Source organism: Candidatus Symbiopectobacterium sp. NZEC127 (assembly GCF_025962675.1).
Taxonomy (GTDB): Bacteria; Pseudomonadota; Gammaproteobacteria; order Enterobacterales; family Enterobacteriaceae; genus Symbiopectobacterium.
Genome location: NZ_JAGFPG010000001.1, coordinates 504,899 through 517,126 on the forward strand (window position 1 = coordinate 504,899; position 12,228 = coordinate 517,126).

9 protein-coding genes are annotated in these 12,228 nt (G+C 53.1%); 6 read left to right on the top strand and 3 right to left on the bottom strand.

Annotation, left to right across the window (positions count from 1 at the left end; all coding sequences use genetic code 11):
• Positions 1-68: 68 nt before the first annotated feature.
• From znuA to J5069_RS02275, 4 genes are all read left to right on the top strand, one after another.
• Positions 69-1,145, top strand: coding sequence for a zinc ABC transporter substrate-binding protein ZnuA (znuA, locus tag J5069_RS02260; protein ID WP_264642318.1), 1,077 nt, complete (start codon positions 69-71; stop codon positions 1,143-1,145).
• 12 nt (positions 1,146-1,157) lie between these two features.
• Entirely contained in the window at positions 1,158-2,519 is a 1,362-nt protein-coding gene (gene mepM / locus J5069_RS02265; protein ID WP_264642319.1) for a murein DD-endopeptidase MepM, read from the top strand.
• 140 nt (positions 2,520-2,659) lie between these two features.
• A complete protein-coding gene (gene lpxM, locus J5069_RS02270) occupies positions 2,660-3,631 on the top strand; it encodes a lauroyl-Kdo(2)-lipid IV(A) myristoyltransferase (RefSeq protein ID WP_264642320.1) in 972 nt (323 codons plus the stop codon).
• A gap of 292 nt (positions 3,632-3,923) precedes the next feature.
• Positions 3,924-5,597: a methyl-accepting chemotaxis protein gene (locus tag J5069_RS02275; protein ID WP_264642321.1), complete on the top strand. Its 1,674-nt coding sequence runs from the start codon at positions 3,924-3,926 to the stop codon at positions 5,595-5,597.
• A gap of 66 nt (positions 5,598-5,663) precedes the next feature.
• Here the strand turns inward: J5069_RS02275 and pyk are convergent, their stop codons facing one another.
• Both pyk and J5069_RS02285 read right to left on the bottom strand, forming a co-directional pair.
• Complete coding sequence (gene pyk / locus J5069_RS02280) at positions 5,664-7,106, bottom strand: pyruvate kinase (protein WP_264642322.1); 1,443 nt, start codon at positions 7,104-7,106, stop codon at positions 5,664-5,666.
• Positions 7,107-7,393: 287 nt separating this feature from the next.
• Positions 7,394-8,272, bottom strand: coding sequence for a MurR/RpiR family transcriptional regulator (locus J5069_RS02285; protein WP_264642323.1), 879 nt, complete (start codon positions 8,270-8,272; stop codon positions 7,394-7,396).
• A 368-nt stretch (positions 8,273-8,640) separates the two neighbouring features.
• Between J5069_RS02285 and zwf the strand changes: the two genes are divergently transcribed.
• Positions 8,641-10,116, top strand: coding sequence for a glucose-6-phosphate dehydrogenase (zwf, locus tag J5069_RS02290; protein WP_264642324.1), 1,476 nt, complete (start codon positions 8,641-8,643; stop codon positions 10,114-10,116).
• A 173-nt stretch (positions 10,117-10,289) separates the two neighbouring features.
• Entirely contained in the window at positions 10,290-10,931 is a 642-nt protein-coding gene (locus J5069_RS02295) for a bifunctional 4-hydroxy-2-oxoglutarate aldolase/2-dehydro-3-deoxy-phosphogluconate aldolase (RefSeq protein ID WP_264642325.1), read from the top strand.
• A 59-nt stretch (positions 10,932-10,990) separates the two neighbouring features.
• Here J5069_RS02295 and purT read toward each other — a convergent pair whose 3' ends face one another.
• On the bottom strand, positions 10,991-12,169 hold the full coding sequence (gene purT / locus J5069_RS02300; protein WP_264642326.1) for a formate-dependent phosphoribosylglycinamide formyltransferase: 1,179 nt from the start codon (positions 12,167-12,169) through the stop codon (positions 10,991-10,993).
• Positions 12,170-12,228: the final 59 nt, after the last annotated feature.

Sequence of the window (12,228 nt, forward strand, 5' to 3'; positions counted from 1 at the left end):
TCAGTTTGCAGAGTGTCTGTGACGTTATAATATTACAAAATTAACGGTAAATGAATGAGAAAACGCGCATGCCATCCAGCTTTACACCGAAAAAATCGCCAAATGAACAAAAATTGAAAGCCCTGTTTGTCGCGGGTGCACTATTCTTTGCGGGTATCACTGTAGAAAGCGCGCAGGCGGCGGTCGTCAGCTCCGTTCGTCCTCTCGGGTTTATCGCGGCGGCCATTGCCGATGGGGTAACGCCTACGGAGGTGCTGTTACCTGATGGCGCATCGCCTCACGATTATGCCCTGCGCCCGAGCGATGTCCAGCGTTTACAGTCGGCAGAGCTGGTTATTTGGGTTGGGCCGGAAATGGAAGCGTTTTTAACCAAGCCGCTGGCATCTCATGCTGCATCACAACAGATTGCCTTGGCGAGCTTGCCTGCCATTCAGAACGCACTGATTAAAGAGAGTGAGCACCACGACGATGAGCATGCTGAAGCGGCGGAGCATGACCATCATGACGCTGCGGATCATGATGAAGCCGAGCACCAACACGGGCACGTTCATGGCAGTGCTGATGCGCATCATGACCATGGCGTAGATGATACGGCTGACGCCCATGAAGGGCACCACCATGGCGAGTACAACATGCACATTTGGCTGTCACCGGAGATGGCAAAACAGACAGCGATCGCAATTCATGCAAAATTGTTGGAACTAATGCCACAAAAGAAAGACAAATTAGACGCGAATCTACTTAATTTTACAGATCAACTCGCGCAGACAGAAGAAAAAGTTGTTAATATGCTGGCACCTGTGAAGGGGAAGGGCTACTTCGTGTTTCACGATGCCTATGGCTATTTTGAAAAGCGTTTTGGGTTAAGCCCCTTAGGCTATTTCACAATCAACCCAGCCATTCAACCCGGTGCACAGCGTTTACACCAAATACGAACACAACTGGTTGAGCAGAAGGCGGTATGCGTCTTTGCTGAGCCACAATTCAGGCCAGCGGTTATCAATGCTGTTGCCAAAGGAACGGAGGTACGCATTGGCGTACTGGATCCATTGGGAAGCAACATCGCGCTAAGTAAGGACAGTTATGCCGAGTTTCTGCTACAACTATCCGATCAGTATAGCCGCTGCCTGGAGAAAAGATCATGAGGATGCCGATAAGTGCAGCAGATAGTCCGAACTATCGCTATAGCGTATAACAACTTACCGCGACCCCATCGCATAATGCTGGGGTCGTTGAGTGTCATCACCCTGGCCGTCGCCGTCTGGCGGCCCGTGGTCTATCCCCCTGCTGATGATACGCCCGTTACTGTCAAAGAAACCCCGATTAGCACTGCACCCACGCCAACTCAAACCGTTATGCAACCGCAGACGCTCGCGCCTGAGGCCAGTGAGCCGATGGATAGCGAAAGCATTGAGCAACCGACGCCGCCGGTGGCGATCCCGGCGGATGAGTTGGGGACAACCGGTAGCGATGACAGCAGCGTGCATGAGTATGTGGTTTCAACCGGTGATACTTTAAGCAGCATTTTGAACCAGTACGGCATTGATATGGTTGATGTGTCGCTGCTGGCCGATAAACACGACGACTTGCGTAATCTCAAGATCGGCCAGCAGCTCTCCTGGACAGTCAACGATGACGGTGAATTGCAAAGCCTGACGTGGCAGATGTCGCGTCGTGAAACCCGTATCTATGAGCGCGGCGATAACGGTTTTAAAGAACGCGTGGAGATGCAGAAAGGGGAGTGGCACAACCGTGTTATCAACGGTCGCCTGAGTGGCAGTTTTGTGCAGAGTGCCAAAACGGCGGGTCTGACCGACAGTGAAGTCAATGCGGTGATCAAGGCGCTGCAATGGCAGCTCGATTTCCGCAAACTGCGCAAAGACGATAATTTCTCGGTATTGCTATCGCGGGAAATTCTCGACGGCCGCAGTGAGCAGAGCGAATTGATCGGTGTTCGGCTGAACACCGGTGATAAAGATTACTTTGCTATCCGTGCGGCCGACGGTAAGTTCTACGATCGGGAAGGCTCAGGGTTAACCCGTGGGTTTATGCGTTTCCCTACCATGAAGCAGTTCCGCGTCTCTTCGAATTTTAATCCGCGTCGCCTTAATCCCGTCACCGGACGTGTGACGCCGCATCGCGGTGTAGATTTCTCCATGCCGGTAGGAACCCCGGTGCTGTCGGTTGGGGATGGTGAAGTGGTTGCGGCATCGCGCGGGCCGGACACCGGCAACTTCGTTGAGATCCGTCACGGACGCCAATATACCACGCGCTATATGCACTTGAATCGCCTGCTGGTGAAACCTGGGCAGAAAGTGAAACGCGGCGATCGTATCGCGCTATCCGGCAATACCGGGCGCTCAACCGGTCCGCATCTGCACTATGAGTTCTGGATCAATCAGCAAGCGGTAAACCCGTTGACGGCCAAACTGCCGCGTTCGGAAGGGTTGGCAGGTCAGGATCGTCGCGAATATCTGGCGCAGGTCAGAGAGGTGACACCGCAGCTCAAGTTTGATTAGTATCTGACCGTGTTCATCTTCAGCCGACAGCTTGCTGTCGGCTGTTTTATTTATACCGGTCATGCGTTTATCGGGAAGATGATTGCAAAACCTGAGCGGACAATTATCATTACCCTATGTTGTATATGAAGAGTTAAGGCATGAATACAGAGAAAAAAAATAGCGCCGAGTTTATTCCCGAGTTCAAACGCGAGTTTTATCTACCGCGCTATTGGGGAGTATGGCTAGCCGCAGGAGCCATGGCGGCAACGGCTTATGTTCCCGCCCGCTGGCGCGACCCGGTGTTGGGTCATTTGGGCAAACTGGTCGGCCGCTTTGCCAAAGGTGCGAGAAGACGCGCCCGAATCAATCTGCTCTATTGCTTCCCTGAACTGTCAGAATCTAAGCGGGAAGCGATTATTGACCGGATGTTTGCTACCGCACCGCAAGCGATGGTGATGATGGCCGAAGTGGCGGTTCGCGGGGCTGAACATGTGCAGAAAAAACTGCGTTGGCACGGTTGGGAAACCGTCGAAGCGCTCCAGCAGCAACAACGCAATATCATTTTTTTGGTTCCTCACGGCTGGGGCGTTGATATTCCCGCCATGCTGATCTCTGCCAAAGGCCAGAAAATTGCGGCAATGATGCATAATCAAAAAAATCCGCTGGTGGATTATCTGTGGAACAGCGCACGCCTTTGCACCAATGGCCGCGTTCATGCCCGAAATGATGGTATCAAGCCTTTCGTCAGCTCAATTCGTAATGGCTACTGGGGGTATTATCTGCCGGATCAGGATCACGGTCCTGAGCACAGCGAATTTGTTGATTTTTTTGCCACCTACAAGGCTACCTTACCCGCCATTGGCCGCTTGATGAAGGTCTGTAAAGCCTCGGTGGTGCCGCTGTTCCCGGTGTACAACGCCGCAGAAGGGGTACTGGATGTGGTGATCCGCCCGCCGATGGATGACTTGCTTGAGGCGGATGACACCCAGATAGCACGCCGAATGAATGAAGAAGTCGAACAATTGGTCGGCCCGAACCCGGAGCAGTACACCTGGATTTTGAAGATCTTGAAAACCCGCAAACCGGGAGAGACGGAACCCTACTGCCGGGATGAACTGTTTCGCGACTAAGTCGCTTTCTTGCCAACGCGGCGGTAGCAGGCGTGAGCCTGTTACCGCGTATTCTGTCGTGTCCTCTGCTGCCCCCACCGTTAAATTACGTGTTTTTTTTAATTATAATAAAAATATTTTAACGTAACCCTCAAGTGTTTCAATAACATGTCGATAACCTTAACGCATTGAGCGTTACACAAGTATGGACAATTACGGCCCGCAGGTTGACTTGCGCGGTTTTCACGCAAGGAAGCATGGATTTGGTTCACACCGATGAACCCCTAATCATTACCTTTCCAGGGCTGATATTATGAATTTTATCCGCGATACCAAAATAAGAACCATGCTGGTGCTTATCCTGATCCTGTTTTCCTTGCTGTGGGGCGGCGTTTCGGCGTTCGCACTCTACTCGCTTAGCCAACTAAACGATGAAATTGATCTCACCAACGTACAGCAAATTAACGGCGACATTATCAACGGTGCCAGCGGTCAATATTATCGTGCGAAAAGTGCATTGGACCGCGCTGCTGAAGCCAAAACCGGTAACAATCCCACATTACTCGCCACGGAATTGCGCACGGCAGAGGAAGAGTTGGCCCGTTTAAAACAAGGGCTGGAAACGTTTAAGGTGACCGATCACGCCAATATCAATAACGTTACGGTAGATGAGATCTATAACAGCTCCTATCGGCTGTATAGTCAGGCCATGGTCCCGATGTATGAGGCGTTGAAAGGCGATCGCGCAGATAGTTTCCAACAACTCTCCAGCGGTGCTTACCGCGAACTGCGTCGTGATTTCACTACGGCTATCGATAAATACAACGCGGTTATCGCCGGTTTAAAAGAGCAGGCGCAGCAACGTATTAGTGGTTGGGTTGAGTGGTGCAAACGTATCCTGATTGCCGCGCTGGCCGTGGGCGCAGTCATTGTGGTACTGACCGATCGCTACCTGGCGGCGTTCGTGGTGCGCCCGCTGGAGCGCATTCAGCAGCATCTGCAAGTGTTGGCAGAAGGCATTTTGCATACGCCCTTGGAGCAGATGGGGAGAAACTGTGTCGGCAGGCTGGCTCCTTTCGTTCAGCAAATGCAAGGCAATTGGGTGAAGACCGTATCGGATATTCGCGGCAGCGCTGAAGAAATTTACCGCAGCGCCGGGGAAATTGCGTCGGGCAACACCGATCTTTCATCGCGCACCGAAGAGCAGGCGTCTGCGTTAGAACAAACCGCCGCCAGCATGGAACAATTGAGCGCGGTGGTGAAACAGAATGCGGATAACGCTAATCAGGCCAGTCTGGTCGCGAAGAACGCCTCACAGACCGCCAATGAAGGCGGTGATATCGTCAACGGCGTGATCAAGACCATGAGCACGATCAGCGGCAGCTCACAAAAAATTGCCGATATTATTTCCGTCATTAACGGTATTGCCTTCCAGACCAACATTCTGGCGTTGAATGCGGCCGTTGAGGCCGCGCGCGCTGGCGAACAGGGGCGGGGCTTTGCCGTGGTAGCCGGGGAGGTGCGTAACCTGGCCCAGCGCAGTGCTCAGGCGGCAAAAGAGATTGAAACCCTGATCGATGAATCTGTCAATAACGTCAAGATTGGCTCGGATCAGGTCGCGCTGGCAGGCAGTGCGATGGAAAATATCGTCAAGGCGGTGACCAGCGTGACGGATATCATGGGGGAGATTGCTTCTGCGTCGAGCGAACAGAGCAAGGGGATCAGTCAGGTCGGCCAGGCCGTGGTGGAAATGGATAGCGTGACACAGCAGAACGCCGCGTTGGTGGAGCAATCGGCTTCCGCCTCTGCCTCGTTAGAAGAGCAAGCGCGTCATCTCAATCAGATCGTCTCTATCTTCCAATTGGCGACGCTGGGGTCAGCGCCAAAAGCCGTGGCGGTACGTAAACCGGTAGCAACCAGTCCGGTGCCAGCATTAACCGCGCAAAAATCTGCACCTAAAGCGGAAGGAAATTGGGAAACGTTTTAAGTAACCCGAGATAAACAATAAAAAAGCCCCTGATTCAGGGGCTTTTTTTATGCAAGCAGCAAAGGGTTATTCTACGCGCAGGATGCGGCAGGTGTTGGTGGTGCCTACCGTACTCATTACGTCGCCTTGCGTGACGATAACCAGATCGCCAGACACCAGGAACCCTTTGTCACGTAACCGAATCACCGCATCGTTGGCTGCGGCAACACCGTCGGTATAACTGTCAAAATGTACCGGCGTAACCCCACGGTAGAGCGCCGTGAGATTCAACGTGTGCTCATGGCGAGACATGGCGAATATCGGCAAACCGGAACTGATACGAGACATCATTAGCGCGGTGCGGCCAGACTCGGTCATGGCGATAATCGCGGTGATGCCTTTCAGGTGATTCGCAGCATACATTGTGGACATGGCAATCGATTCTTCGATGTTATCGAATTGCACATCCAGGCGGTGCTTGGAGACATTGATACTCGGAATTTTTTCCGCACCAAGACATACGCTGGCCATCGCTGCGACGGTTTCGGCAGGGTACTGACCGGCAGCGGTTTCGGCTGACAGCATCACGGCATCGGTACCGTCCAACACGGCGTTGGCGACATCCATGACTTCGGCACGGGTCGGCATCGGGTTGGTGATCATGGATTCCATCATCTGGGTCGCGGTGATCACCGCACGGTTCAACTGACGTGCACGACGGATCAGTTTCTTCTGAATACCGACCAGCTCCGGGTCACCAATTTCAACGCCCAGGTCGCCACGCGCCACCATTACCACGTCGGAGGCGAGAATGATGTCGTCCATGGCTTCGTCCGTAGCGACCGCTTCGGCACGTTCTACCTTGGAAACAATCTTCGCCTGACTGCCGGCATCGCGTGCCAGACGGCGGGCGTAATTGAGGTCTTCGCCGCAGCGCGGGAAAGACACCGCCAGATAATCGACGCCAATCTTGGCCGCTGTGATGATATCGGCTTTGTCTTTTTCAGTTAATGCCTCGGCAGACAGACCGCCACCGAGCTTGTTAATCCCTTTGTTGTTGGACAGCGGGCCGCCAACGGTCACTTCGGTAAACACCTTCATGCCGTCCACGCGCAATACTTTTAACTGTACGCGGCCATCGTCAAGCAACAAGATATCACCCGGTACCACATCGGCCGGCAAGCCTTTGTAGTCGATGCCCACTTTTTCTTTGTCGCCTTCACCTTTGCCCAGGTTGGCGTCCAGCAGGAATTTGTCGCCAACGTTCAGGAAGACTTTGCCTTCTTTAAAGGTCGAAACGCGAATTTTTGGCCCCTGGAGGTCGCCCAGAATTGCCACATGGCGGCCCAATTTTGCTGCGATTTCCCGCACTTTGTCCGCACGCAGCAGATGATCTTCAGGCGTACCGTGCGAAAAATTCAGGCGGACTACGTTAGCGCCTGCGGCAATGACCTTTTCCAGATTATTGTCGCGGTCGGTAGCTGGCCCCAGCGTAGTGACGATTTTGGTTCTTCTGAGCCGTCTGGACATGTATAACTCCGTTGACTTGTGAAGCAATAGTGAAGTGAGTAGTGCCGAACCGTGCTCTAGCATCAGGTAAAGCGCAAACGCGGCCCGCATCCGTGGTTAAGTACGGGTGGCAGTACTGGGCAATGGTCATGTATAGCAGCCATTACTCCTTAAGGATAGCCAACCCTTCCCCTTGTTATGATTATCATGTTGGGTAAATCGTTAAATACAAACGCATTGTGCTAACAAAAACAATATGTTAATAAAAACACCTGTTTATATAAACACAAAATTATAAAAACAGATGTTTAGTGCTCGTTACCGTAAGAACCGCCAAAACGGTCGCTTTTATCAAAGCGCGATTCCCGTAAGGCTTCCTTGACGCGCTTAAGGTTATCTCTGAATTTGGCGCCTCGGCGCAGCGTAAACCCGGTCGCCAGTACGTCAATCAGCGTTAATTGTGCGATACGGGACACCATGGGCATATAAACATCAGTATCTTCCGGCACATCGACGCGTAGCGTCAAAGACGCCTCATGGGCGAGGGGGCTATCATCTGAGGTGATGGCGATAACCGTTGCATCGTTTTCCCGCGCTAACTGGGCCATTTCAACCAGACTTTTAGTTCTGCCGGTATGGGAGATCAGCACCACGACATCCCCATCGCTGGAGTTCATGCAACTCATGCGCTGCATAACAATGTCATCAAAGTAAACGACAGGGATATTAAAGCGGAAAAATTTATTCATCGCATCGTGCGCGACGGCGGCCGACGCACCAAAGCCGAAAAATGAAATTTTCTTGGCCTGCGTCAGCAAATCGACGGCGCGATTGACCGCGGTGATGTCCAGATTCGATTTGGCGTGCTCCAGCCCAGCCATAGTGGATTCAAAAATTTTGCTGGTATAGGAATCGACGCTGTCATCTTCATCGACGTTACGGTTAACATACGGCGTGCCATTGGCAATGCTTTGCGCCAGATGAAGTTTGAAATCGGGAAAGCCTTTGGTTTCCAGACGGCGGCAGAAACGGTTGACAGTGGGCTCGCTAACCTCCGCCATGCCAGCCAGTGTGGCAATACTGGAGTGGATGGCGGTATGTGGCGCCGCCAAAATAACCTCTGCCACTTTTCGTTCTGACTTGCTGAGGAGCTCAAGGTGGCTCAGAATTTTGTCCAGCATGTTCATATAATGAGACCGTGTGCGGTTTTATCGATTTCAACCAGAGGGAAACCGATGCAGAATTCATGGGAATATACTACGCCCCATGCTGGGTTGGCAGGGAAAACTGCGTAAGGCCGCGCATTTTTTTTCTGAGAACATGACGTGTGTCTAACTTTCAAAAAAGTAACCGACTGTCAGAAAAGACAGAAAATTTCTCTTTTGGAGGAACGCCTAAACCGTTTCAGTCATTCATACAGTGGGTTTTTTTTCATCATTACGTGATGCCCATTGTGAAACTTAATGACATTTATTGACGGGTTTACGGGTCCTAGTCAAAAAGAGTACATTATTGCTGTAATAAAATTACAGCATCCTGCAACGAGGAGATGAACATGGCGGTAACTTCAACAGCCCAGGCGTGTGATCTGGTTATTTTCGGTGCGAAAGGCGATTTGGCGCGCCGAAAACTGCTGCCGTCTCTGTATCAATTGGAAAAGGCCGGTCATATTCATCCGGACACGCGCATCATCGGCGTGGGACGTGCAGAGTGGGATAAGGAAAAATACGTTAGCGTAGTCCGTGAAGCGCTGGACACCTTCATGAAGGAGTCTATTGATGACGGGCTGTGGCAAACGCTGAGTGGGCGGCTGGATTTTTGCAATCTGGATGTGCAGGATACCGCCGGTTTCAAACGGCTGGGCAAAATGCTCGACCAAAAGAACCGCACCACCATCAACTATTTCGCCATGCCGCCCAGCACCTTCGGTGCAATTTGTCGCGGGCTGGGTGAAGCGGGGCTGAACAAGTCGCCGTCGCGCGTGGTAATGGAGAAACCGCTGGGTTCGGATCTGGCTTCTTCTCGCGAGATCAACAATCAGGTAGCCGAATATTTCGAAGAGTGTCAGGTATACCGTATCGACCATTATCTGGGTAAAGAGACGGTACTCAACCTGCTGGCGCTGCGTTTTGCCAACTCGCTGTTCTCTGCCAATTGGGATCATCGCACCATCGACCATGTGCAGATCACCGTGGCGGAAGAGGTGGGCATTGAAGGTCGTTGGGGCTATTTCGATCAGGCCGGGCAGATGCGCGACATGATCCAAAACCACCTGTTGCAGATCCTGACCATGATCGCCATGTCTCCGCCGTCGGATTTAAGCACCGACCGGATTCGTGACGAAAAAGTGAAAGTGCTGCGCTCGCTGCGCCGCATCGATCGTTCCAACGTGCATGAAACCACGGTGCGCGGCCAATATACCGCCGGCTTTGTCCAGGGCCATAAAGTACCTGGCTATCTGGAAGAAGAGGGTGCCAACAAAAGCAGTAACACCGAGACCTTTGTGGCGATCCGCGTTGATATTGACGACTGGCGCTGGGCGGGTGTGCCGTTCTATCTGCGTACCGGCAAGCGTTTGCCCACCAAGTGTTCGGAAGTGGTGGTCTATTTCAAAAACCCGGCGTTGAACCTGTTCCACGATTCTTACCAGCAGCTGCCGCAGAATAAACTGATCATCCGCTTGCAGCCTGATGAAGGCGTTGAGATTCAGATTTTGAACAAAATCCCCGGGTTGGAGCATAAACACCGTCTGCAAACCGTGAAACTGGACCTGAGTTTCTCCGAAACCTTTAATCAACAGCATCTGGCAGATGCCTACGAACGTCTGTTGCTGGAAACCATGCGCGGTATTCAGGCGCTGTTTGTGCGTCGTGATGAGACGGAAGAAGCCTGGAAATGGGTCGACTCCATCATGGAAGCCTGGGCGATGGATAACGATGCACCGAAACCGTATCAGGCAGGCACCTGGGGGCCGGTGGCGTCTGTTGCCATGATTACCCGTGATGGCCGTTCCTGGAACGAAGTGGAATAAAGGGTTGGGTTCTGCCGCGCGTACAGCGTGCGGCAGTGCCCGGTAATCGATTGAATTTTTGTTTGTAATGTTTGGCTAACTCGGTGCGGTCGGACGTCTGCTTTTGGCAGATCCCTGTGGCAGGGGCGCGCTATATGACTAATGATGCCTCCGGGCATGACAGGAGATGATGAATGAAAAACTGGAAAACGAGCGCAGAGCAAATTTTGACCACGGGTCCTGTGGTTCCAGTCATTGTGGTGAACAAACTGGAGCACGCAGTGCCGATGGCGAAAGCCCTGGTCGCAGGTGGCGTTCGCGTTCTGGAAGTCACGTTGCGTACCGACTGCGCAGTAGACGCGATCCGTGCCATTGCCAAAGAAGTACCTGACGCGATTGTCGGTGCTGGCACAGTAACCAATCCTCAGCAACTGGCTGATGTGATTGCTGCTGGCGCACAGTTCGCTATCAGCCCAGGCTTGACAGAGCCGTTGCTGAAAGCTGCCGTGGAAGGCCCGATTGCGTTGATTCCGGGGATCAGCACCGTTTCTGAACTGATGCTGGGTATGGATTACGGTTTGCGTGAGTTCAAATTCTTCCCGGCGGAAGCGAACGGCGGCGTAAAAGCGCTGCAAGCGATTGCAGGTCCGTTCTCCCATATCCGTTTCTGCCCGACTGGCGGTATCTCACTGAAAAACTACCGCGATTACCTGGCGCTGAAAAGCGTGCTGTGCGTGGGCGGCTCCTGGCTGGTGCCGAACGATGCGCTGGAAAGCGGCGACTATGCGCGCATTACCGAGCTGGCGCGTGAAGCAGTAGCAGGTGCTACAGCGTAAAACGCTGTTACGACAAAAAAGCCACGCATTGCGTGGCTTTTTTTTGGGGCCGGAGGCGATTATCCGGTCACGTTGACGGCGCTTGCGACCGAGACGGCCAACCCTACTGCGTCATCGATGTTATCAGCCACGGCCAGTGCCACACCCATTCGGCGTTTACCTTCGATATCCGGCTTGGCAAACAGGCGAATTTGCGTACCGGGACGCAGGGCATTTTCTAATCCACTGTAGCTGACGTTATCGCTCACCAACTCAGGCAAAATAACGGCAGAAGCGGCGGGGCCATATTGCCGTACCGCGCCGACAGGTAAACCCAGGAAAGCGCGCACGTGCAGGGCAAATTCGGAAAGATCTTGCGAGATCAGCGTGACCATGCCGGTATCATGCGGGCGCGGTGACACTTCGCTGAAGATGACCTCATCACCGCAGACAAACAGCTCCACGCCAAACAGACCATAACCCCCCAGCGCACTGACCACATCGCGGGCGATCTGCTGCGCACGCGCCTGAGCCAGTTCGCTCATTTGCTGCGGCTGCCATGATTCGCGGTAGTCGCCGTCCTCCTGACGGTGGCCGATGGGCGCACAGAAGTGGATACCGTCGCTGGCGCTGACCGTTAATAACGTGATTTCGAAATCAAAGTTGACCAGGCCTTCCACGATCACCTTACCGCCACCCGCACGTCCACCTTCTTGCGCGTATTTCCAGGCCTGATCCCGTTGTTCTTCACGACGGATCAAACTTTGTCCTTTACCTGAAGAACTCATGACCGGCTTGACGATACAGGGGTAACCGATTTCGGCAACGGCCTGTTGAAACGCGTCTTCGCTGGCCGCAAAACGGTAGGAGGAGGTAGGCAAACTCAACGTTTCTGCCGCCAGACGACGAATGCCTTCACGGTTCATGGTCAGACGCGTGGCTTTGGCACAGGGCACTACATGGTGGCCTTCCTGCTCTAACGTCTCTAGCGTGTCGGTGGCAATGGCTTCAATTTCCGGCACAATGTAATCAGGACGCTCAAGTTCGATAACGGCACGCAGCGCTGCGCCATCCAGCATGTTAATGACGTGGCTGCGGTGAGCGATATGCATAGCGGGAGCATTGGCATAGCGATCGACACCGATCACCTCAACGCCCAGCCGCTGGCACTCTATCGCCACTTCTTTACCCAGTTCTCCGCAACCTAATAACATCACGCGTGTTGCGCCTGCGCGTAGCGCTGTTCCAACCGTTAACATTATGCTTTCCTGATCTGTATTGACATGGCGCGCAGTATAAAGGAAAACGTTTGCGTACG

What these genes read in the sequence shown, in the direction of transcription:
- znuA (WP_264642318.1), top strand. Translation starts at nt 69, where the DNA reads ATGCCATCCAGCTTTACACCGAAAAAATCGCCAAATGAACAAAAATTG.
- lpxM (WP_264642320.1), top strand. Translation starts at nt 2,660, where the DNA reads ATGAATACAGAGAAAAAAAATAGCGCCGAGTTTATTCCCGAGTTCAAA.
- J5069_RS02275 (WP_264642321.1), top strand. Translation starts at nt 3,924, where the DNA reads ATGAATTTTATCCGCGATACCAAAATAAGAACCATGCTGGTGCTTATC.
- pyk (WP_264642322.1), bottom strand. Translation starts at nt 7,106, where the DNA reads ATGTCCAGACGGCTCAGAAGAACCAAAATCGTCACTACGCTGGGGCCA.
- J5069_RS02285 (WP_264642323.1), bottom strand. Translation starts at nt 8,272, where the DNA reads ATGAACATGCTGGACAAAATTCTGAGCCACCTTGAGCTCCTCAGCAAG.
- zwf (WP_264642324.1), top strand. Translation starts at nt 8,641, where the DNA reads ATGGCGGTAACTTCAACAGCCCAGGCGTGTGATCTGGTTATTTTCGGT.
- J5069_RS02295 (WP_264642325.1), top strand. Translation starts at nt 10,290, where the DNA reads ATGAAAAACTGGAAAACGAGCGCAGAGCAAATTTTGACCACGGGTCCT.
- purT (WP_264642326.1), bottom strand. Translation starts at nt 12,169, where the DNA reads ATGTTAACGGTTGGAACAGCGCTACGCGCAGGCGCAACACGCGTGATG.